The 21,305-nt window shown below is 66.9% G+C and carries 20 protein-coding genes; 9 read left to right on the top strand and 11 right to left on the bottom strand.

Features of this window, described 5'->3' with window-relative positions:
- The first annotated feature begins 113 nt into the window (after window positions 1-113).
- Together pth and ACIP1U_RS00315 are read left to right on the top strand one after the other, a co-directional pair.
- Entirely contained in the window at window positions 114-710 is a 597-nt protein-coding gene (gene pth, locus ACIP1U_RS00320) for an aminoacyl-tRNA hydrolase (protein ID WP_400310301.1), read from the top strand.
- A 205-nt stretch (window positions 711-915) separates the two neighbouring features.
- A complete protein-coding gene (locus ACIP1U_RS00315; protein WP_400310299.1) occupies window positions 916-2,766 on the top strand; it encodes a PhoX family protein in 1,851 nt (616 codons plus the stop codon).
- Window positions 2,767-2,910: 144 nt separating this feature from the next.
- On the opposite strand, the gene ACIP1U_RS00310 is transcribed toward ACIP1U_RS00315, so the two are convergent.
- The 5 genes from ACIP1U_RS00310 to ACIP1U_RS00290 form a co-directional block, all read right to left on the bottom strand.
- Complete coding sequence (locus tag ACIP1U_RS00310; protein ID WP_209756388.1) at window positions 2,911-3,171, bottom strand: YfhL family 4Fe-4S dicluster ferredoxin; 261 nt, start codon at window positions 3,169-3,171, stop codon at window positions 2,911-2,913.
- Between the two features lie 67 nt (window positions 3,172-3,238).
- Window positions 3,239-3,724: a pantetheine-phosphate adenylyltransferase gene (gene coaD, locus ACIP1U_RS00305; RefSeq protein ID WP_029046761.1), complete on the bottom strand. Its 486-nt coding sequence runs from the start codon at window positions 3,722-3,724 to the stop codon at window positions 3,239-3,241.
- Window positions 3,725-3,962: 238 nt separating this feature from the next.
- Window positions 3,963-4,679 (bottom strand): 16S rRNA (guanine(966)-N(2))-methyltransferase RsmD, encoded by a 717-nt coding sequence (gene rsmD, locus ACIP1U_RS00300; RefSeq protein WP_400310295.1) that lies wholly within the window; start codon window positions 4,677-4,679, stop codon window positions 3,963-3,965.
- Between the two features lie 88 nt (window positions 4,680-4,767).
- Window positions 4,768-6,159 carry a M16 family metallopeptidase gene (locus tag ACIP1U_RS00295; RefSeq protein WP_400310292.1) on the bottom strand — a complete coding sequence of 464 codons (1,392 nt, stop codon included), beginning with the start codon at window positions 6,157-6,159 and terminating at the stop codon, window positions 4,768-4,770.
- 9 nt (window positions 6,160-6,168) lie between these two features.
- Entirely contained in the window at window positions 6,169-7,719 is a 1,551-nt protein-coding gene (locus ACIP1U_RS00290) for a M16 family metallopeptidase (RefSeq protein ID WP_400310290.1), read from the bottom strand.
- 228 nt (window positions 7,720-7,947) lie between these two features.
- Between ACIP1U_RS00290 and ftsY the strand changes: the two genes are divergently transcribed.
- Window positions 7,948-9,105, top strand: a complete 1,158-nt coding sequence (gene ftsY, locus ACIP1U_RS00285; protein ID WP_400310287.1) for a signal recognition particle-docking protein FtsY — start codon at window positions 7,948-7,950, stop codon at window positions 9,103-9,105.
- 283 nt (window positions 9,106-9,388) lie between these two features.
- Here the strand turns inward: ftsY and maiA are convergent, their stop codons facing one another.
- Together maiA and ACIP1U_RS00275 are read right to left on the bottom strand one after the other, a co-directional pair.
- Entirely contained in the window at window positions 9,389-10,036 is a 648-nt protein-coding gene (maiA, locus tag ACIP1U_RS00280; protein ID WP_400310285.1) for a maleylacetoacetate isomerase, read from the bottom strand.
- A 4-nt stretch (window positions 10,037-10,040) separates the two neighbouring features.
- Window positions 10,041-10,742 carry a fumarylacetoacetate hydrolase family protein gene (locus ACIP1U_RS00275; RefSeq protein ID WP_400310282.1) on the bottom strand — a complete coding sequence of 234 codons (702 nt, stop codon included), beginning with the start codon at window positions 10,740-10,742 and terminating at the stop codon, window positions 10,041-10,043.
- Between the two features lie 243 nt (window positions 10,743-10,985).
- Between ACIP1U_RS00275 and ACIP1U_RS00270 the strand changes: the two genes are divergently transcribed.
- The 5 genes from ACIP1U_RS00270 (at window position 10,986) to ybiB (ending at window position 16,225) form a co-directional block, all read left to right on the top strand.
- Window positions 10,986-11,615: an ANTAR domain-containing response regulator gene (locus ACIP1U_RS00270; RefSeq protein WP_400310280.1), complete on the top strand. Its 630-nt coding sequence runs from the start codon at window positions 10,986-10,988 to the stop codon at window positions 11,613-11,615.
- A gap of 392 nt (window positions 11,616-12,007) precedes the next feature.
- A complete protein-coding gene (locus ACIP1U_RS00265) occupies window positions 12,008-13,348 on the top strand; it encodes a CmpA/NrtA family ABC transporter substrate-binding protein (RefSeq protein WP_400310277.1) in 1,341 nt (446 codons plus the stop codon).
- 56 nt (window positions 13,349-13,404) lie between these two features.
- A complete protein-coding gene (gene ntrB, locus ACIP1U_RS00260; RefSeq protein ID WP_400310275.1) occupies window positions 13,405-14,316 on the top strand; it encodes a nitrate ABC transporter permease in 912 nt (303 codons plus the stop codon).
- Between the two features lie 18 nt (window positions 14,317-14,334).
- Complete coding sequence (locus ACIP1U_RS00255; protein WP_400310272.1) at window positions 14,335-15,138, top strand: ABC transporter ATP-binding protein; 804 nt, start codon at window positions 14,335-14,337, stop codon at window positions 15,136-15,138.
- A gap of 94 nt (window positions 15,139-15,232) precedes the next feature.
- On the top strand, window positions 15,233-16,225 hold the full coding sequence (gene ybiB, locus ACIP1U_RS00250) for a DNA-binding protein YbiB (RefSeq protein WP_400311697.1): 993 nt from the start codon (window positions 15,233-15,235) through the stop codon (window positions 16,223-16,225).
- A gap of 10 nt (window positions 16,226-16,235) precedes the next feature.
- Here the strand turns inward: ybiB and ACIP1U_RS00245 are convergent, their stop codons facing one another.
- Window positions 16,236-17,111, bottom strand: a complete 876-nt coding sequence (locus ACIP1U_RS00245; RefSeq protein ID WP_400310269.1) for a pirin family protein — start codon at window positions 17,109-17,111, stop codon at window positions 16,236-16,238.
- Between the two features lie 351 nt (window positions 17,112-17,462).
- On the opposite strand from ACIP1U_RS00245, the gene rpoH reads away from it, so the two are divergent.
- Window positions 17,463-18,392 (top strand): RNA polymerase sigma factor RpoH, encoded by a 930-nt coding sequence (gene rpoH, locus ACIP1U_RS00240; RefSeq protein WP_400310266.1) that lies wholly within the window; start codon window positions 17,463-17,465, stop codon window positions 18,390-18,392.
- 107 nt (window positions 18,393-18,499) lie between these two features.
- Here the strand turns inward: rpoH and ACIP1U_RS00235 are convergent, their stop codons facing one another.
- The 3 genes from ACIP1U_RS00235 to ACIP1U_RS00225 form a co-directional block, all read right to left on the bottom strand.
- A complete protein-coding gene (locus ACIP1U_RS00235) occupies window positions 18,500-19,114 on the bottom strand; it encodes an SCO family protein (RefSeq protein ID WP_400310264.1) in 615 nt (204 codons plus the stop codon).
- Between the two features lie 126 nt (window positions 19,115-19,240).
- Entirely contained in the window at window positions 19,241-20,185 is a 945-nt protein-coding gene (gene cyoE, locus ACIP1U_RS00230; protein WP_400310261.1) for a heme o synthase, read from the bottom strand.
- Complete coding sequence (locus ACIP1U_RS00225; RefSeq protein ID WP_400310258.1) at window positions 20,182-21,294, bottom strand: heme A synthase; 1,113 nt, start codon at window positions 21,292-21,294, stop codon at window positions 20,182-20,184. Before ACIP1U_RS00225 ends, cyoE begins: the two co-directional genes overlap by 4 nt.
- Window positions 21,295-21,305: the final 11 nt, after the last annotated feature.

The raw sequence follows: 21,305 nt of genomic DNA, 5'->3' as shown, positions 1-21,305 counted from the left end.
GAGAAAACCGCCGCCCTCCGCGGCGGTTTTTTTTCGACCCTGCCCAACCCTGGATTTTCGGTATCCTTGGCGCCTGTGGCGCAGCCCTGCACGCCAACGACTCAGTCAATCGCATGATCAAGCTCATCGTCGGCCTCGGCAATCCCGGTGCGGAATACGAGGCCACCCGGCACAACGCCGGCTTCTGGCTGGTGGACCAGCTTGCCCGCATGGGCGGCACCACGCCGCGCGTGGAAGGCCGCTTTCACGGGCTGGCCGCGCGCGCGCGGCTGTGGGACCAGGACATCTGGCTGCTCAAGCCCTCGACCTTCATGAACCGCTCGGGGCTGGCCGTGGTTTCGCTGGCACGCTTCTACAAGATCCTGCCCGACGAGATCGTCGTCGCCCACGACGAGATGGATCTGCCGTCCGGCACCGTGAAGCTCAAGCGCGGCGGCGGCGCGGGCGGCCACAACGGCCTCAAGGACATATCGGCCCACCTGACCACGCAGGACTACTGGCGCCTGCGCATCGGCGTTGGACATCCGCGCAATGCGCCTGGCGGCGCCGGCGCGGGCCGCGAGGACGTGGTCAACTTCGTGCTGAAGCCACCGCGTAAAGAGGAACAGGAAGCGATCGACGCGGCCATCGACCGCAGCATCGATCCGCTGGGCCTGCTGGCGAGCGGCGATGCCGAACGCGCGATGGCGCAGTTGCACACCACGCGCTGACCTATCGGCGCAGGCACACTCCCGCGACATCCATGTGACACGGGCCGCACACGCGGCCCGTTTGTCGTTGGCGCGCTGCAACGCTTATGTTGCAGACAAGCTGTCATCAAACTTCCACGGGCAGTCCCTACATTGCGGGGTTTCCACCGCGCCAGCATCACATCGTAGCCGGCGCGCATGACAAACCCACAAGAGAGGAAAGCCCATGTCGTACCTGACCGACGAAGCGCGCGCCGCCGGCCGTGCTGCCAAGCCTGACGTTGACGTGCCCGGCCAGCGGCTGGAAGACATCGTTGCAGCCAACCCGGCCCGCCGCCGGGTGCTGCGCGGCGGCGTGGGCCTGTCGCTGTTCTCCGCCTTCGGCAGCGGCCTGCTGGCCGCCTGCGGCGGCGATGACGATCCCGCACCCGCGCCTGCTCCGGCGCCGGCCCCTGGCCCGGCACCTGGCGCTGTCACGCCGAGCTATGAAGTCACGTTCGAGCCGGTCGCCAAGTCGACCGCCGACACGGTGGTCGTGCCGAATGGCTACAGCGTCGACGTGCTGTTTTCCGCAGGCGATCCGGTCGAGGCCGGCGCCACCGGCTATGCCGGCGCGTTTCAGTCGTCGGCCGAAACCGAGCGCCAGGCCGGCGGCAACCATGACGGCATGCATTTCTTCGCGCTGTCGGGTGTCGATCCGCAGAAGGGCGGCCTGCTCGCCATCAACCACGAACTGCCGGACTACAAGATCCTGTTCGCCGGCGGCACCTATGCCGAAGCCACGGCCAGCCCCGAGCAGAAGCGCATTGCGCTGTCGGCGGTCGGCATCTCGGTGATCGAGGTCGAACTGGCCGCCAGCGGCAAGTGGCAGGTCAAGCGCGACTCGATCTACAACAAGCGCTACACCGGCAACACGCTGTACCGCGTGGGCGGTCCGGCCGCTCCGGTGGTGGGCTCGACCGTGGTCGGCATGCTCAACAACTGCTCCAGCGGATACACGCCCTGGGGCACCTACCTGACCTGCGAAGAAAGCACGGACAACTACCTGGATAGAACCCAGGACGAGAAGGGGTATGGCTGGGTCGTCGAGATCGACCCGTATGGCACGCTCGGCGCGCCGGCCAAGCGCACGGCAATGGGCCGCTTCGACCATGAGAACGTCGCCTTCATGACCGATGCCGGCAACAACGTGGCCTTCTACATGGGCGACGACGGCACGCCGGGCTGCATCTACAAGTTCATCCCGGCCACGGCGTTCGATCCGAACAACCGCGCTGCCAATGCCAACTTGCTGGACAGCGGCACGCTGTACGTAGCGAAGTTCAACGCCGACGGCAGCGGGCAGTGGGTCGAGCTGACGCAAGGCAAGAACGGCCTGACCGTTGGCGCCTCGGATCCGGGCAACTGGACCCAGTCTGCCACCTCGCCGGCACCGACGACTGTCGACTTCGCGACGCAGGCCGACGTGCTGGTCAACACCAAGGCGGCCGCGCGCGTGGCCGGCGGCACGCTGATGGACCGCCCGGAATGGATCACGGTCGGCCTGGACAAGACCGTCTACTGCACGCTGACCAACAACAGCGGCCGCCAGCAAACCGACGCCGCCAACCCGCGCGTGCAGAACCTTCACGGCCACATCGTCCAGTGGAAGGAAGCCGGCGACTCGCCGCTGGCCACCACCTTCACCTGGAGCATCCTGCTGCAGGCCGGCGACCCGTCGCTGGCCACGGACAACCTGAAGGGCAACATCAACGGCGACACGTTCTCGAGCCCGGACGGCCTGCGCGTGGACCCGAAGGGCCGTATGTGGGTGCAGACTGACTCGAGCACCAGTTCGACCTACACCAACACCTTCGGCAACAACAGCATGTACTACATCTCGCCGACCGGGCAGTCGAAGCGATTCCTGGTCGGCCCGACCGGTTGCGAGATCACCGGCATCGCCTACACGCCGGACCTGACCACCTGCTTCATCAACATCCAGCACCCGACCGGCCAATGGCCGGACGCCGCCAAGCCGCCGCGCTCCTCGACTATCGTCGTGCGCCGCACGGACGGCAAGCCGATGGGTGCATGACCGAGGCATGACCGAGTAGTGCCGTAGTACCGTAGTAACTGGGGAAAAGTTAAGCCCCCGCCACCTTTCGGTGACGGGGGCTTTTTTTTACCTCTGAGTGCGGTGCGAAGTGATGCGAAGCCGCGCAGGCCGACGGTCAGCGGATCAGGCAGCGTGCTTGGCCGCAGTCAGCAGCCGATAGCGCTGCATCAGCACGTCTTGCGACTCCACCCGGTTCGGATCCTTGGGGATGCAGGCGACCGGACAGACCTGCTGGCATTGCGGCTCGTCGAAGTGCCCGACGCACTCGGTGCACTTGTTGGGGTCGATTTCATAGATCTCGGGCCCCATCGAAATGGCTTCGTTCGGGCACTCGGGCTCACAAACGTCGCAGTTGATGCAGTCGTCGGTGATCATCAGCGCCATGGTGTTTCCTTCCTGCGGACACGCCCGCGCCCGACTGGCCGCGATCTGACGTGTCTGAAGCCGTATTTTATTCCGGTTTGGCGATTTTCTCTTGCAGCCAGCGCTCCACAGACGGGAACACGAACTTGCTGACATCGCCGCCCAGCACCGCGATCTCGCGCACGAAGGTACCGGAGATGAACTGGTACTGATCCGACGGAGTCAGGAACATGGTTTCCACGTCGGGCAGCAGGTAGCGGTTCATGCCCGCCATCTGGAATTCGTACTCGAAGTCGGACACCGCGCGCAGGCCGCGCACGATCACGCGCGCATTGTTCTTGCGTACGAAGTCCTTGAGCAGCCCGGCAAATCCTTCCACACGCACGTTGGGATAGTGCCCGAGCACTTCGCGGGCAATGCCGATGCGCTCGTCGAGCGAAAAGAACGGGCGCTTGTTGGGGCTGTGCGCCACGCCGACCACCAGTTCGTCGAAGATGTTCGACGCACGGCGAACCAGATCCTCGTGTCCCCGGGTCATTGGATCGAAGGTGCCGGGATAGACCGCGATGACCATACTTCCTCCTTGATCTGCCCGCTGCCGGCCGTTGTGGCCGCCTCGTTCGCCGGCCGGACCGGCGCGAGTGCTGCGTCGCGAGCGTTGTGACAGCGGCGTAGTGTAACCCTAAATGCGCCGCTTGGAAGGCGGGCGGCGCACCGTTTTGCGGCACTGCACCCACGAATCCGTTTCGCAATCGGAAAGGCGCCCTTAGCCCATGGCGAAACAGTGCTTCGGGCAATGCCGGCGCAGGCCGTCAATCCGTGCCGCTACCGTGCTGTGGGTGCTGTGGGTGCTGGCGGTGCTGCAGCAAATGGAAATGCACCGCGCCGGCGCGCGCGTGGCGCACGATCTCAAGCAATGCCGGAACCGGGGCGTCGACGCCGGTTAGCGCATGGTCGGTTTCGACATAGACGGCGCCACCGGGCCGCAGCAGCCGCGCGGCGTGCTCCAGCGACGGGCCGATCCAGTCCTCGGCAAAGGGCGGGTCCAGGAATACCACGTCGAAGCTGCCGTCGGGCAATTGCGCTGCGACCGTAAAGGCATCGCCCTGCACGACGCGCACCTGGCCGGCATCGAGCCGGTACTGGTTATCGCGCAGCTGCTTGGCCACGCGGGCATTGGACTCCACCAGCGTGACCGCGGCCGCGCCGCGCGACGCGGCTTCGAAGCCGAGCGCGCCAGAGCCGGCGAACAGGTCCAGGCAGGCGAGCCCCGCCAGGTCCTGGCCAAGCCAGTTGAACAAGGTCTCCCGCACGCGGTCGGGCGTCGGGCGCAAACCCTGGGCGTCGGGCACGGGCAGGAGCGTGCGCTTCCAGCGTCCGCCGATGATGCGGACCTGGGACGGCGCCTGGCGCGGCACCGGACGCGGAGGCGCTGTGGGAGAACGTCCGCCGGCAGCAGCGGCGGCCGGCGCGGAGGAAGGAGTACGCCCGCCTGGAGCGGGCGAAGGCAATCGGGAACGCGAATTCATCCCGTGATTGTAGAGCCTGCGGGACGGTTCGCCGCAGCCACACGTGGGCGGGCACGCATAGGCCGCCCTGAGCCGTGCGGCGCCCGCGTCACTGCCGCGACGCGGTCGGCGTGCTGCCGACCGGGCCGCCGACGATCACCGTGGCCATGCCGTCCGGGCGCACATGGCGCTGGAAAGCCGCCCTGACCTGCTCGCGCGTGACCTTGCCGACCTGCGCGGTCCAGGTGTCAAGGTAGTCCAGCGGCAGCCCGTACCAGCCGATATTGGCGACATTGGTCAGCAGCTTGCGGTTGTTGTCGATGCGCAGCGGGAAGCCGTTGATCAGGTTGTCCTTGGCCGCGCGCAGCTCCTTCTCGGTTGGCCCTTCGACGACAAAGCGCGCCAGCACCTGGCGCACCAGCGCCAGCGCTTCGTCAGTCTGCGCTTTCTTGGTCTGCAGACTGATGCCGAACGGCCCAGGCTGCTTCGACGGAGCGAAGTAGCTGTCGACACCGTAGGTCAGGCCGCGCTTCTCGCGCACTTCGTCGGTCAGGCGCGAGCTGAAGCCGCCGCCGCCGAGCACGTAGTTGCCAACCAGCAGCGCGAAGTAGTCAGGATCGCCACGCGCGATCGACGGCTGGCCGATTGCCACGCTGGACTGCTGCGCCGGATGCGGCAGGCGCTGCTCGCTGGCCGGGATGTTGAGCTTCACCTGGGGCAGCGCCGGGGCGGCACTGCCCTGCGGCAGCCTGCTCGTAAGCCGCTCGGCAAGGGCTTCGGCCTGCTTGCGGTCGATCGCGCCGATCAGCGTCACCACCGCGCGCTGCGCGCCGTAGTTGTCGCGCCAGAATTTGGCGATGTCATCGCGCGTGATCGACTGCACGCTCTCCGGCGTGGCCGCGATACCGTAGGGATGGTCCGGGTACATGGCCTTGGCCAGCGCCTTGTCGGCGATCACCCCTGGCTTGGTGTCGGCCTCGCGGATGGCGGTGATCAGGCGCTGCTTCTCGCGCCCGACCACGGCGTCCGGGTAGGTCGGCGCCTTGATCAGCTGCGCGGCCAGCGCCACCGACTGGTCCAGTTCGGGTTGCGCGGTCAGCGTGCGCAGCCCGATGCCGCCGCGGTCGCCGCCTGCCGCGCCGCCAAAGGCCGCTCCGGTATCGGCAAAGGCGTCGGCGATCTGCGCCTCGTCGCGTGCCGGCTGGCCGTCCTGCGCGCCCGCGCCCTTGTCCAGCAGCGCCGCCGTCAGCGTCGCCAGCCCGGCCTTGCCCGGCGGGTCATAGCGGCTGCCGGCATCGAAGTCGATATTGACGTCGAGCATGGGGATCGACGGGCTGTGGACAAAGTACACGCGCGCGCCGGTGGACGCGGTCCAGTGCTCGATCGGGATCGCGGCCTGGGCCAGTTGCGCGGCCAGCAGCATGGCGGCGCCGAGCGCCGCGCCGGCCAGCGTGCGCAGCGTGCGGGGCCCCACGTTGAATGAAGTGGCGGACTGGGACATCGTCATTCCTCAGTGGCGCAAGCCCGACGGGGCCTGGATCTTGGGCTTGTTCGGATCGATCGGCTGCGGCAGCAGCGTGGCCACGGTCAGGTTGTCGTCGTTGAAATACTTCGAGGCGACTGCCTGCACCTGCGCCGGCGTGACGGCCTTGATCTTGTCGAGCATACGGTCGATCTGGCGCCACGAGATATCAGAAATCTCGGAAACGCCGATCTCCATGCCTTGCCCGAACACCGAATCGCGCTTGTAGATCTGCCCGGCCACCACCTGCGCCTTGACACGTTTGAGTTCTGCCGGCGAGACCCCTTCCTTGGCGATGCGCTGGATCTCGGCGCGCAGCGCGCGCTCGATCTCGTCGGTGCTGTGGCCGGCCGCGGGCGTGCCGTCGAGGACGAACAGCGACTCGCCGCGGTTGATGCTGTCGTAGCCGACGTTGACATCGTCGGCCAGGCGCTGCTCGCGCACCAGTTCGCGCGTCAAGCGGGCATTGTCGTAGCCGTTGAGCACGGCCGCCAGGACTTCCAGCGCGTAGGGGTCGACGTCCTTCTCGACATCGCGCAGGCGCGGCACCTTGTACGCCATCACCATGTACTGGTTCTCGGCCGGTGCCTTGACCCAGATGCGCTTGATGCCCTTCTGCTCCGGCTCCTCCTGGTCCTTGCGCAGCGGCAGCGTGCGCGGCTTGAGCTTGCCGTAGTAGCGCTCGGCGAGCGCGCGCACCTCCTCGGCCTTGACGTCGCCGGTGACGATCACCAGCGCGTTGTTCGGCACGTACCACTGGCGGTACCAGTCCTTGACGTCGTCGACGCGCATGTTGACCAGGTCGTCCATCCAGCCGATCACCGGATGGCGGTACGCCGCCGCGGTATAGACGGTGGCGAGCAGTTGCTCATAGACGGTGCCGCGGGAGGAGTCGTCGGTGCGCAGGCGGCGCTCTTCCATCACCACCTTCATCTCGCGGTCGAACTCGTCCTTCCTGATGATGAGGTTGGCCATGCGGTCGGCCTCCAGCTCCATCATCTTCGGCAGGTACTGCTTGCCGATCTGCTGGTAGTACATGGTGAAGTCGCGGTTGGTCAAGGCGTTCTCGCGTCCGCCCAGTGCCGCCACCTGCTTGGAGAACTCGCCGACGCCGACCTTGGGCGTGCCCTTGAACATCATGTGCTCGAGCATGTGGGCCACGCCCGTGGTGCCGCTGACCTCGTCGATGCCGCCGACGCGGTACCAGATCTGGTGCGCCACCGTGGGCGCCCGGTGGTCTTCCTTGACGATCAGCCGCAGGCCGTTGGAAAGCCGGTATTCCGTGGTGCCATGCGCGGTGGCGCCGGCGGGCGCGGTCTGCGCGGAAGGCATGGGCGATCCGACCACGCCTTGCGCGCCGGCCGGCAACGACCAGGGCAGCAGGCCGAGCAGCAACGCCGGGACCAAAGCCGGGAAGATACGCCGCACCAGGCGCGCGGCGCCAGCGGGACGTGTTGAGGAGGTAGGTTGGCAGTGCCGTAGGATGCGTGCTTGGGCACCTTCGGCGCCCGCCGCGGTCAGGCCAGCGCAATGGTTCATGCGACCCCGTCTGCTAGAATTTTGCCCATCGACCCGCGCGGGCAGTCATGCGCGCGCGGATCAGCCAAGTAGCGAACTGATGTAGCGAACTATACGCAATCGCTGGCCGGGACCACAACGGGTTCTCCCCGACCTTCGCGATGTCAGCGTAAGCCCTTGATTATTAACCGGTCGCCTGCCGGCAATGTGCCACCAGGGTATCGGCCCCGGTATTGACTCCATTCCCCAATGTTTAGTTTCTGGAAGAAGCGCAAGGCCGAGCCCGCGTCCATCGAGACGCCAGCCCCGGCACCCGCGCCGCTAGAGGCGCCCGCGCCCACCCCCACGCCCTCGCCTGCCCCGGTCCCCGCTCCCGTTCCGGTCCCGACGCCGACGCCGGTCCCCGCGCAGGTGCCCCCGCCGGCGCCGGCTCCCGTGGCAGCGCCCGAACCGGCCGCCGCCATCGAAACGCTTGAACTGGTCCCCCCGCCCGCCATCAGTGCCGAGGCCCGACAGGGATGGATGCACCGGCTGCGCACCGGCTTGTCCAAGACCAGCCGCAACATCGGCACGCTGTTCGTCGGCGTCAAGGTCGACGAGGCGCTGTTCGAGGAGTTGGAGACCGCGCTGCTGATGGCCGATGCCGGCGTGGAAGCGACCGAATACCTGCTGGCCGAACTGCGCAAGCGGGTCAGGTCCGAGCGCATCGAATCGGCCGAAGGTGTCAAGGCCGCGCTCAAGACGCTGGTGACCGACCTGCTGCGCCCGCTGGAAAAGACCATGGCGCTGGGCCGCGAGCAGCCGCTGGTAATGATGATCGCGGGCGTCAACGGTGCCGGCAAGACCACCAGCATCGGCAAGCTGTGCAAGCACTTCCAGCGCTACGACCAGAAGGTCCTGCTGGCCGCCGGCGACACCTTCCGCGCCGCCGCGCGCGAACAATTGTCGATCTGGGGCGAGCGCAACAACGTCACCGTGGTGGCGCAGGAAAGCGGCGACCCCGCCGCGGTGATCTTCGACGCGGTGAATGCGGCCAAGGCGCGCGGCATCGACATCGTGATGGCCGATACCGCCGGCCGCCTGCCGACGCAGCTGCACCTGATGGAAGAGCTGAAGAAGGTCAAGCGCGTCATCAGCAAGGCCATGCCGACCGCGCCGCATGAAGTGCTGCTGGTGATCGACGCCAATACCGGCCAGAATGCCCTGCAGCAGACGCGAGCCTTCGATGATGCGTTGGGGCTGACCGGCCTGATCGTGACCAAGCTGGATGGGACGGCCAAGGGCGGCATCCTGGCGGCGATCGCGCGCCAGCGTCCGGTGCCGGTGTACTTCATCGGCGTGGGCGAGAAGGTGGAGGACCTGCAGCCGTTCAAGGCGGAGGAATTCGCCGAAGCGCTGCTGGGCTGAAAACAGCGATCAAACGGAAACGCCCCGGCCGGGGCGTTTTGCTGCTGACAAAGTCAAAGGCTGCGAATGTTGTCTCCCCCTCTCCCATTTATGGGAGAGGGGCGTGGGAGAGGGCAGGAGTTGCCACGAAGTGAAGCGCCACGGAGCTTGCCATGCGCCGGCCCTCTCCCCCAGCCCCTCTCCCGCAAGCGGGAGAGGGGAGCAAACTGCCTGGCATTTTCCCTTTGTCAGCAATCTGACGCCCCGGTCAATGCCGGGGCGTTTTGCTTGCGCGCGCGAAAGCTTATTCCGCGTCCGGCTGCGCCTTCGGCTCGGCCTTCTGGAACGCCTCCATCTCCATGCACGCCTCATAGATCTTCGCGATCACCGGATAGCGGCTCACGTCGACATTGAAGCGCTGCGCATTGAACACCTGCGGCACCAGGCAGATATCGGCCAGCGTCGGCGTATCGCCAAGGCAGAAGCGCCCCGCCTTGCCGCCGCGCGCCAGGTTGGCCTGCAGCGACTCGAAGCCCAGCTCGATCCAGTGGCGGTACCACGCGTCCTTGACCTCGTCGGTCACGCCCACCTTGTGCTTCAGGTACTTCAGCACGCGCAGGTTGTTCAACGGATGGATCTCGCACGCGATTTCCTGCGCCAGTCCGCGCACATAGGCACGATCCAGCGCCGTGCCGGGCAGCAGCTTCGGCTCGGGATGGACTTCGTCCAGGTACTCGACGATGGCCAGCGATTGCTGCAGCACGTTGCCGTCGTCGGCCAGCGCCGGCACCAGGCCGTCCGGGTTCACCGAGCGAAATTCGGGCTTGAGCTGCTGGCCGCCGTCCTTTAGCAGGTGCACCGGCACGTATTCGTACGGCAGCCCCTTCAGTTCCAGCGCGATGCGCACGCGGAACGAGGCCGAACTGCGGAAGTAGCTGTAAAGCTTGAGCATCGGATCAGACTACCTTGATGGTGAGGTCGCCCACGCCGCCGACGTGGCATTGCATGACGTCGCCCTTGACCACCGGGCCCACGCCTTCGGGCGTGCCGCTGAAGATCAGGTCGCCCGGCTGCAGTTCGAACAGTTTCGACAGGTACGACACCATCTCCGGCACCGACCAGATCAGGTCGGACAGGTCGCCGCGCTGCTTTTCCACGCCGTTGACCGACAGCGTCACCTCGCCCTTCTGCGGGTGGCCGATGGCCGAGACCGGCGCGATCGGGCCGATCGGCGCCGACTTGTCGAAGGCCTTGCCGGTTTCCCAGGGGCGGCCGGTCTTCTTGGATTCGTTCTGCAGGTCGCGGCGGGTCATGTCCAGGCCTACGGCGTAGCCGAACACATGTTGCGCGGCGCTTTCCACCGGGATGTCGCGCCCGCCCGTGCCGATCGCCACCACCAGCTCCACTTCATAGTGGCAGTTGCTGGTGCCCGGCGGGTACGGGAACGCGCCTTCGGTGCCGTCGGCGACGTAGCTGACCGCGTCGGACGGCTTGCAGAAGAAGAACGGCGGCTCGCGGTCGGGGTCCGAGCCCATTTCGCGGGCATGGGCAGCATAGTTGCGGCCAACGCAGTACACGCGGCGGACCGGGAAGCTAGCGTCGCTGCCACGCACCGGCACGCCAACAGGGGCCGGCGGGGCGAACACGAATTCGGTCATGCATCTCTCCAGACTTGTTCTGATCGGTTCCGCGGCACGGGATGCGAGGGTGTGCATTGCGGCGTCGCCAGCAGACGCCCCCGGCGCGGCAGGGCAACAGGATACACCGCGCGCGGTGGGCTGCGTACGACGGCATACAATGAATCCAGGCGGGCCCGCGACCACACTGCACCATGGCAGTGCGGCGTGGACCGCCCGCACCCGGCGCGAATCTTGCATGGCGCACTGCAACAGAATGAAGCCATGACCCGACGCCATCCGCCCCCATCGCCATCGACGCCAGCCGCCGGCAGGCCGCTGCGCATCCTGCTGGTGCGCGATCCCCTTGACGCCAATCCGCTTAACGTCGAGACCATCCGCAACGGACTGGTCAGCGCCGGCTTCAGCGAGATCCAGATCGTCGATGCCGACCTGCACTTGCCGGACGTGATCACCGCCACCCAGCCCGACATGCTGATCATTGCCTCGGAGTCGGCCGCGCGCGACACCATCGAGCACGTCTGCGTCTCGACCCAGCATGCGCCGCGGCCCATCGTGCTGTTCACCGACAACGACGACAGCCAGCGCATCAAGGCGGCGCTGTCGGCGGGCATCACCGCCTATATTGTCGACGGCCTGCGCGCCGAGCGCGTCAAGACCGTGCTCGACGTCGCCTACGCCCGCTTCGAGCTGGACCAGCAACTGCGCGCCGAACTCGACGCCACCCGCCTCAAGCTCGCCGAGCGCAAGGTGGTCGAGCGCGCCAAGGGCCTGCTGATGCAGGCACGCGGCATCAGCGAGGACGAAGCCTACAAGCGCCTGCGCAGCATGGCGATGGAGCGCGGGCTGAAGCTGGTCGATGCGGCCCAGCGCGTGATCGACGTAATGGGCTGATCGCCCAATCCACCTGCCGACCAAGGGCGCGCCGGCCCGAGGCTGGTGCAACGCACGATCCTGGCGCCGCCCCAGATCGAGACGTCCCCCGCAACACCCTCCGCGGCGTTGCCCCGCGATGCGGCAGCGCAGCCGGAGCACGCACCGCGCCCGCTCATTTCGCCCCGAAGCGTCACTCCGTTGGCACGGTCCCGCCCCGAAATGCTGCACCGCACAGGCTGGCACACGCCTTGCGATATGCAGGCATCGGCCAACGGCGGCCGATCACAATTTAGGCGGACACAGCCAACGCAGGCTGCGTCACCGCCATGGACAACGGCGTCCCTGCACCGTACCGGACTTCTGGCGAAGCCGGCCACGGACTGGGACGCCTTTTTTCTTGGAGTTTCGCAATGCCCTCTCGCCTCAGGATTGCCAAGCCGCTGCACGCGGCGGTGAACGCCTCTGAAGCCGCCTCGGCGGCCGCAGCCGACGCGGTGCCGGCCAGCAGCGGGCGCCGCCGCGCGCTGGCGACCATCGCCGGCGCCAGCGTGATGACGCTGGTCGACCCGCTGGTGCGCGCGGGGGCGTGGGCGGCGGGCTCCGACGCGCCCGAGAAGCCAGACGTGCGCATCGGCTTCATCCCGCTGACCGACTGCGCGTCAGTGGTCATGGCGTCCACACTCGGCCTCGACAAGAAATACGGGATCAAGATCACACCGACCAAGGAAGCCTCGTGGGCCGGCGTGCGCGACAAGCTGGTCAATGGCGAACTCGACGCCGCGCACGTGCTGTACGGCCTGATCTACGGTGTGCAGCTCGGCATCGGCGGGCCCAAGAAGGACATGGCGGTGCTGATGAGCCTGAACCACAACGGCCAGGCCATCACGCTGTCGTCGAAGCTGGCCGAAAAAGGCGTACGCGACGGTGCCAGCCTGAAGGCGCTGATGGTCAAGGAAAAGCGCGACTACACCTTCGCGCAGACCTTCCCCACCGGCACGCACGCGATGTGGCTGTACTACTGGCTCGCGGCCAACGGCATCAACCCGATGCAGGACGCCAAGGCCATCACCGTGCCGCCGCCGCAGATGGTGGCCAACATGCGCGTGGGCAACATGGACGGCTTCTGCGTGGGCGAGCCCTGGGGCGCGCGCGCCATTGCCGACAAGATCGGCTTTACCGCCGAGACCACGCAGTCGATCTGGAAGAACCATCCGGAGAAGACGCTCGGCACCACGGCGGAATTCGTGCAGAAGTACCCCAACACCGCGCGCGCGATGGTGGCCGCGGTGCTGGAAGCATCGAAGTTCATCGACGCTTCGGCCTCCAACCGCCGCAAGACCGCCGAGACCATCGCCGCCAAGTCCTACGTCAACACCGACATGGACATCATCCTGGACCGCATGCTCGGGCGCTACAACAACGGCCTGGGCAAGACCTGGGACGACCCCGATGCCATGAAGTTCTACCAGGACGGCACCGCCAACTACCCGTTCCTGTCCGATGGCATGTGGTTCCTGACCCAGCACAAGCGCTGGGGCCTGCTCAAGGACCACCCTGACTACCTTGCCGTGGCGAAGCAGGTCAACCGCATCGACATCTTCAGGCAGGCCGCCACCGCGGCGCAGGTGCCACTGCCCAAGAGCGACTTCCGTACCGCGAAGCTGATCGATGGCGTGGTCTGGGATGCCACCAAAGACCCGAAGGCGTATGCCGACGGCTTCAAGATCAAGGCCGGCGCACAGAACGCTTGACCACAGGCCGCCACCTCCCCACTGATCCGCAGCGCCCCTGGATAAAGGAGCCCGACGTGAATGCCATCGCCCACACCGCGCCTGAAAGCGCCAATGCCGCCAATGTCGCCGCCACCGACACCGATGCCAAGGAACGCGCACGGCGGCGCGAGCTGGAAATCGCCGCGCAGGAACGGCGCGCACAACGCCAAGACATGCTCGGCGCGCTGGTGCTCAAAGCCATGCCCCCTGCCCTGGGCTTCGCCCTGTTCGTGCTGGCCTGGCATGGCATCGCCACGCTGATCCCGGCGATTCCCTCGCCTGGCGCAACGTGGAACGCGGCGGTGCCGCTGTTCTCCGACCCGTTCTACCGCAACGGCCCCAACGACCAGGGCATCGGCTGGAACGTGCTGGCGTCGCTGGCGCGCGTGGCCGCTGGCTTCGGCCTGGCGGCGGTGATCGGCATCCCGGCCGGCTTCGTAATCGGGCGCTTTGCGTTCCTGAACGCGATGACCGCGCCGGTGATCAGCTTGCTGCGGCCGGTCTCGCCGCTGGCCTGGCTGCCGATCGGGCTGCTGCTGTTCAAGGCCGCCAACCCGGCGGCGATCTGGGCCATCTTCATCTGCTCGATCTGGCCGATGGTGATCAACACCGCCGTGGGCGTCACGCGCGTGCCGCAGGACTACCTGAACGTCGCGCGCGTGCTCGACCTGTCGGAGTGGAAGGTGTTCACGCGGGTGCTGTTTCCCGCGGTGCTGCCCTACATGCTGACCGGCGTGCGGCTGTCGATCGGCACGGCGTGGCTGGTGATCGTCGCGGCCGAGATGCTGACGGGCGGCACCGGCATCGGCTTCTGGCTGTGGGACGAGTGGAACAACCTGAAGGTGGAGCACATCGTGATCGCGATCTTCGTGATCGGCATCATCGGCCTGATGCTCGAGCATGCATTGCTGGCACTGGCACGGCGCTTCAGCTACGGCGCCAACTGAGAGCGAGGGAGAGACGCCATGGACAAGTTCGTCAGCATCGAGAACGTCGGACAGACCTTCAAGACGCGCAAGGGGCCGTTCGTCGCCCTGCGCGACATCAACCTGCAGATTGCCGAGGGGGAATTCATCACGCTGATCGGGCACTCGGGCTGCGGCAAGTCCACGCTGCTGAACCTGATCGCAGGGCTGGCCACGCCAACCACCGGCGCGCTGATCTGCGCCGGGCGCGAGATCGCGGGGCCAGGGCCGGAGCGCGCCGTCGTGTTCCAGAACCATTCGCTGCTGCCCTGGCTGACCTGCTTCGAGAACGTCTACCTGGGCGTCGAGCGGGTTTTCAGCGTCAGCGAGAGCAAGGCCCAACTCAAGTCGCGCACGCACGAGACGCTGGCGCTGGTGGGCCTGACGCACGCCGAGGGCAAGTACCCGCACGAGATCTCCGGCGGCATGAAGCAGCGCGTCGGCATTGCCCGCGCGCTGGCGATGGCGCCCAAGGTGCTGCTGATGGACGAACCCTTCGGCGCGCTTGATGCGCTGACGCGCGCGCACCTGCAGGACGAGTTGATCAAGATCGTGGCGCGCACGCGCAGCACGGTGGTGATGGTCACGCACGATGTCGACGAGGCCGTGCTGCTCGCCGACCGCATCGTGATGATGACCAATGGCCCGGCCGCCACCATCGGCGAGATCCTCAAAGTGGACTTGCCTCGTCCGCGCGACCGCGTGGCGCTGGCCGACGACAGGGACTACCACGCCTGCCGTACCGCGGTGCTGGACTTTCTCTACCGCAAGCAGCGCAATCCCGCGCTCCAGGAGGCAGCCTGAGCGTGCTCCCCGTCGTCGCGCCCATCGGCGGCGATGGGCGCGACGGCGCTGCTCCGCTATCATGAACCCAGAACAGACTCCTCCCCACGCCGCCATGACCACGCCAGCCAACCCGTTTTCCGCCGCCCGCTATATCAAGGAAGTCGGCCGTGGCGTCAACGGCGCGCGCGCACTGCCGCGCGACGATGCCAAGACCCTGTTCGACGCGATGCTGGCCGGGCGCGTGTCCGACCTCGAGCTGGGCGCGATCCTGATGGCCTACCGCATCAAGGGCGAGGCCCCGCACGAGCTGGCCGGCATGCTCGAGGCGGCCCATGAACACTGCCAGCCGCTGCCCGCGCCGCCCGAGCGCCCGGTGGTGGTGATCCCCAGCTATAACGGCGCGCGCAAGCAGCCGAACCTGGTGCCGCTGCTGGCGCTGGTGCTGGCTCGCGAAGGCATCCCGGTACTGGTGCACGGGACGCGCGTCTTCAATGACCGCGTCACCAGCATGACACTGTTCGAGGCGCTGGGCATCCCCCTGTGCGCCAGCACGGCCGAAGCCTCGTCGCGGCTGCGCGAGACTGGCGGCAACGGTCCGCTGGCGGTGCTGCCGGTCGATGTGCTGTCGCCCGGCCTGTCGCAGCTGCTGGAGCGGCGCACCGTGATCGGCCTGCGCAACTCGTCGCATACCGTGGCCAAGATGCTGCAGCCGGTGGGCGAGCACACACCGGCCGAGGCATTGCGGCTGTACAGCTATACCCACCCGGAATACCGCGAAACGCTGACCGACTATTTCTCCCACGAGCCGGCCAACGTGCTGCTGGCACGCGGCACCGAGGGCGAAGTGGTCGCCGATGCGCGGCGCAACAGCCGCATCGACTGGTTGCATGAAGGGCATCAGCAGACGCTGATCGATCCCACCGGCGGCTCGCTGGCCGAAGTGCCTGAACTGCCGCCCGGCAACGATGCCGGCCTGACGGCAGCATGGATCCGGCGCGTGCTCGATGGCGCCGTGCCGCTGCCGGCGCCGATCGCCACGCAGGTCGAAGCCATCCGCGAGTGCCTGAAGCTGGGCACCCGCGTCACCTGGGCCAGTCCGGTCTGAGCCGGGCGGTTCAGGGCTTGCGCGCCGGCAGCGGGATGCGGTCGCGCTCACCCGGCACGCGCGGGAACTGGTCGTCCTCCCAACGCTTGGCGGCGGCCTCAATGGCCTCCTTGCTGCTGGCCACGAAATTCCAGTAGATAAAGCGGCGGCCGTCGGTGGCATCGCCGCCCAGCAGCATCACGCGCGACGGCGCCATCGCCATCAGCGTAGCCGGCTGCCCGGGCGTCAGCACCACCATGTGCTCGGCCGGCAGTGGCTCGCCGTCCAGCGACACCGCGCCGTCCACCGGGTAGATGCCGCGCTCGGCATGGTCGGCGGGGATCTCCACGCTCGCGCCCGCTTCCAGCTCGATCGCCACGTACAGGGTGCGGCTGAAGACCTTGACCGGCGAAGTCTTGCCGAAGGCATCGCCGGCGATCACCACCATGCGCACCCCAGGCTGCTCGATGCGCGGCAGCGTTGCCGCGGGATGGTGGAAAAAGGACGGTTCGGCAGTTTCGTGCGACTTCGGCAGTGCCACCCACGTCTGGATGCCGTGCAGGCGGGCGCCGTCAGCGCGCACGGAATCGGGCGAGCGCTCCGAATGGACGATGCCGTGGCCGGCGGTCATCCAGTTGACGTCGCCCGGCCGGATCGCCTGCTCGCTGCCGAGGCTGTCCCGGTGCATGATCTCGCCTTCGAACAGGTAAGTGACAGTCGCCAGCCCGATATGCGGATGCGGGCGCACATCAGCCCCCTCGCCCGGCGGCATCTGCACCGGCCCCATATGGTCGAAGAAGATAAACGGCCCGACCGTCTGGGTCGCAGCGGCCGGCAGCAGGCGGCGCACGGTGAAATCGCCCAGGTCGCGCACGTGCGGCTTCAACAAGTGTTCGATAGCAGACATAACTCCTCCGGGGATACAAGAGAGGCTGGCAAGCATGCCAGCTTGCCGCCGCTTGCGTCGAGTGTAGCCGCTGGAGCAACGGATCATTCCACTCGCATGCAGAACCGGCGGCCACACACCGGCTCTAACCAGAGGTGTGCCCAGCCTCGAGTGTCCCGGACGCCGCTTCATAGCGCTATCGCTATGCAATGTGTAGAGTCAATCAACGGGAACTATCAAAGCCATAGGGACTCCAATTAGCACTCACCCGGTTGGAGTGCTAAGATGTGTTGCAGTGCCGCCGCAGCGCCTACAAGGGCGCGCGGGGCATGACCCGGCAATCCAACCGCCGGATGCGAAAGGAGCGACTGAGTGAACGCAGTGTTGTCTGCCGACCAAACCCTGATTAACAACCGTCTGCCGACGGCGCCCCGTAGCGGGAACAGCTTTGCGCTGACCTTCCCGGCGACCGTGGGCAATCTCGACAGCTATATCCAGGCTGTCCACCGGATTCCGTTGCTGACCGCGGAGGAAGAACAGCGCCTGGCGCGCGATCTCCGCGATAACGAATCTGTCGATGCCGCCCGCCAGCTGGTGATGTCCCATCTGCGCCTGGTGGTGTCGATCGCCCGCCAATACCTGGGCTATGGCCTGCCGCACGCCGACCTGATCCAGGAAGGCAATATCGGCCTGATGAAGGCCGTGAAGCGCTTCGATCCCGAGCAGGGCGTACGCCTGGTCTCGTATGCGATGCATTGGATCAAGGCCGAGATCCACGAGTACGTGCTGAAGAACTGGCGCATGGTCAAGGTGGCCACCACCAAGGCCCAGCGCAAGCTGTTCTTCAACCTGCGCAGCCACAAGCAGGGTTTGCACACGTTCACGCCGGAGCAGGTCGAGGCCGTGGCGCGCGAGCTGAACGTGAAGCCGGAAGAAGTGATGGAGATGGAAACCCGCCTGTCGGGCGGCGACCTCGCGCTGGAAGGCAAGGTCGACGACGGCGAAGAGGAATTCGCCCCCATCGCCTACCTGGCTGACAACCACAACGAACCTACGCGCGTGCTGGAAGCCAAGCGCCAGGACCGCATGCAGGTCGAAGGCCTGGAAGAAGCGCTGGGCCGGCTGGACGAGCGCAGTCGCCGCATCATCGAGGCGCGCTGGCTGAACGTGGCCGATGACGGCTCGGGCGGCGCCACGCTGCATGAGCTGGCCGCCGAGTTCGGCGTCTCGGCGGAGCGCATCCGCCAGATCGAAGCCGCGGCGATGAAGAAGATGAAAGGGGCGCTGCAGGCATTTGCCTGATCCGGGTCACCCATGCAAAAAGCCGGTCCGACTGGACCGGCTTTTTTTCGTCCGTGATTTTTCGTCCGTGATCGCAGCAGTGCGACGTTATGCCGCACCGTCTGGCGTCAGGAAAGCAACTGCTTCAGGTCGTGCGCGATCGGCTCCGGCCCCTGGCCGTGGCGGATGAACAGCCGCAGCCGGCCTTCCGGATCGAACACATAGCTGCCCGCCGAGTGATCCACCGTGTAGTTGTTGGGAGAGCTGCCCGGCACCTTGGCGTAGAACACCTTGAAGTCCTTGGCCAGCTTCTGCAGCGCGGCGTCGTCGGCCGGGCGCAGGCCCAGGAAGCGCGGGTCGAAGGCTGGCACATACTGCGCCAGCAGTGCCTGCGTGTCGCGCTCCGGATCGACCGTGACGAACAGCACCTGGACCCGGTCGGCATCAGGACCCAACTGCTCCATCACCGCCTTGAGCTCGGCCATGGTGGTCGGGCACACGTCCGGACAATGGGTGTAGCCGAAGAACATCACCACCGCCTTGCCCTTGAAGTCGGCAATGGTGCGGACCTTGCCGTTGTGGTCGGGCAGAGAGAAATCCTTGCCGAAATCTGCGGCGCCGCTGATATCGACATTGCGGAACGACGCCTTCTGCTGCCCGCAGGCGGCCAGCGCCAGCGCGAGCGCGGCAAGCAGGGAAAAGCGGCGGAAGGCGGAGAACAGGCCGGAAGCGGGTCTGGGCATGCGTGAAAGCTTGTGTGGAGCGGTCAGCAGTGGAAAAGTCGGCGAAAGCACCGAGTATCGCCGATGGCGCAGCCGCGCTGCGCCGGCCGCGACAAGATGCCGCAGCCCGCAGCGTGGCAAGGCAGGTCAGACCTGCGGCACGAACTTGAAGTAATGGTCGACCAGCAGCGCCGCGAACAGCAGCGACAGGTACAGGATAGAGAAGCGGAAGGTCCGTTGCGCCAGCTCATCCGAGTAGTTGCGGTACATCTTCCAGGCATAGGCCAGGAAGCCGCCGCCCAGTCCCAGCGCGGCCGCCAGGTAGATGTAGCCGCTCATGCCGTAGACGAACGGCAGCAGCGTCGCCGCGATCATGATCAGCGTGTACAGCAGGATATGCAGCAGCGTGTAGCGCTCGCCGTGGGTGACCGGCAGCATCGGCAGGCCCGACTTGGCGTAGTCGGCGCGGCGGTACAGCGCCAGCGCCCAGAAGTGCGGCGGCGTCCACGTGAAGATGATCAGCACCAGGAACCAGGCCTCGGCCGGCACTTCGCCAGCGACGGCGGCCCAGCCCAGCGCCGGCGGCATTGCGCCGGAGAGCCCGCCGATGACGATGTTCTGCGGCGTGGCCGGCTTGAGCAGGATGGTGTAGACCACCGCGTAGCCCAGGAACGTGGCGAAGGTCAGCCACATCGTCAGGTCGTTGGCGAACTCGTGCAGCATCCACATGCCGGCGCCGCCGAGGATGGCGGAGAACACCAGCGTCTGCGCGGTGGTGATCTCGCCCGTGGCGGACGGGCGCCAGGCGGTGCGGCGCATCAGTGCGTCGACCTTCTGCTCGACCAGGCAATTGATGGCGAAGGCGGCCCCGGCGAGCAGCCAGATGCCGGCAGCACCGCCGATCAGCACGCGCCACGGCACCATGCCTGGCGTGGCCAGGAACATGCCGATGATGGCGCAGAAGACTGCCAGCTGCGTCACGCGCGGCTTGGTCAGGGCGGCATATTGCCGGGCCAGGTGCCGTATCCGGCTCAGCTTGCCCAGCGAATGAGGGTGTGTAGCGGTAACCACGGAAGGGGTCTTGTCTTTCATGTGGCGCGGGCGGCGTTCGGTGCGGGGGCAGTGGCGCGGGCGGCCCCGATCGTGGTCCCGGCGAGCCCTATATTGTAGTGGAGGCGGACCAGCAGCAGCAGAAGCACCGCCGCGCCGCCGTTGTGGGCAACCGCGGCGAAAAGAGGCCAGTCGAACACGATATTGGACATCCCGGTTGCCAGTTGCAGCACCAGCATGCCGAGCAGCCAGCCTGCCTGCCGGTGCAGTCCCTCCAGCCTGCGCGCGCGCAAGCCGAACCACGCCAGGTAGCCCAGCACCACGAAAGCGAAACCGCGGTGCACCCAGTGGATCGCCACCAGCGCCGCGTGCGGGATGTAGTCGCCATCGGCCGTCATGCCGAGCTGGCGCCACAGCGTGAAGCCGTGCCGGAAGTCCATCTCGGGCACCAGCTGGCCGTTGCACAGCGGGAAGTCCGTGCAGGCGAGCACCGCGTAGTTGGTGCTGACCCAGCCGCCCAGGAAAATCTGGATCACCAGCAGCAGCAGGCCGATGCGTACCGGCCAGTGCAGCCGCGCCGCCTGGGGTGCAACCGGGTGCGGCGGATCGCTGCGCGAGCCCAGCCAGATCAGCGCCGCCAGCAGGCCCATGCCCAGCATCAGGTGCGTGACCACGATGATCGGCTGCAGCTTCATGGTCACGGTGAACGCGCCGAACGCGCCTTGCACGCATACCAGCACCAGCACGCCGGTGGCAAACCACGGCGACTGCTTCAGCTCGCGGCGCTTGACCCAGGCCAGCACCATCAGCGCGATGATCAGCACGCCCACCGCCATGGCGAAGTAGCGGTGGATCATTTCGATCCATGCCTTCATCAGCGTCACCGGGCCGCTGGGCAGCGCGGTCTCGGCCGCGCGGATCGGCTCCATCGCGGCGTGCGGGTTGGAGTGGCCGTAGCAGCCCGGCCAGTCCGGGCAGCCCAGGCCGGAGTCGGTCAGCCGCGTGAAGCTGCCGAACATGATCAGGTCCAGCGTCAGGAACGCGGTGATCCAGACCAGCTTGCGGTACTTGTTGCGATCGCCCTTGACCAGCACATAGCTGAGCGGCAGCAGTGCGATCAGGACGCCGATGATGGCCAGTTGCAGCAGCATGCCCTTCCCCC

It is taken from the genome of Cupriavidus sp. NPDC089707 (assembly GCF_044748965.1).
Lineage (GTDB): Bacteria > Pseudomonadota > Gammaproteobacteria > Burkholderiales > Burkholderiaceae > Cupriavidus.
The sequence above is the reverse complement of the archived record's forward strand: the minus strand, read 5'-3'. Positions and strand labels throughout refer to the sequence as shown.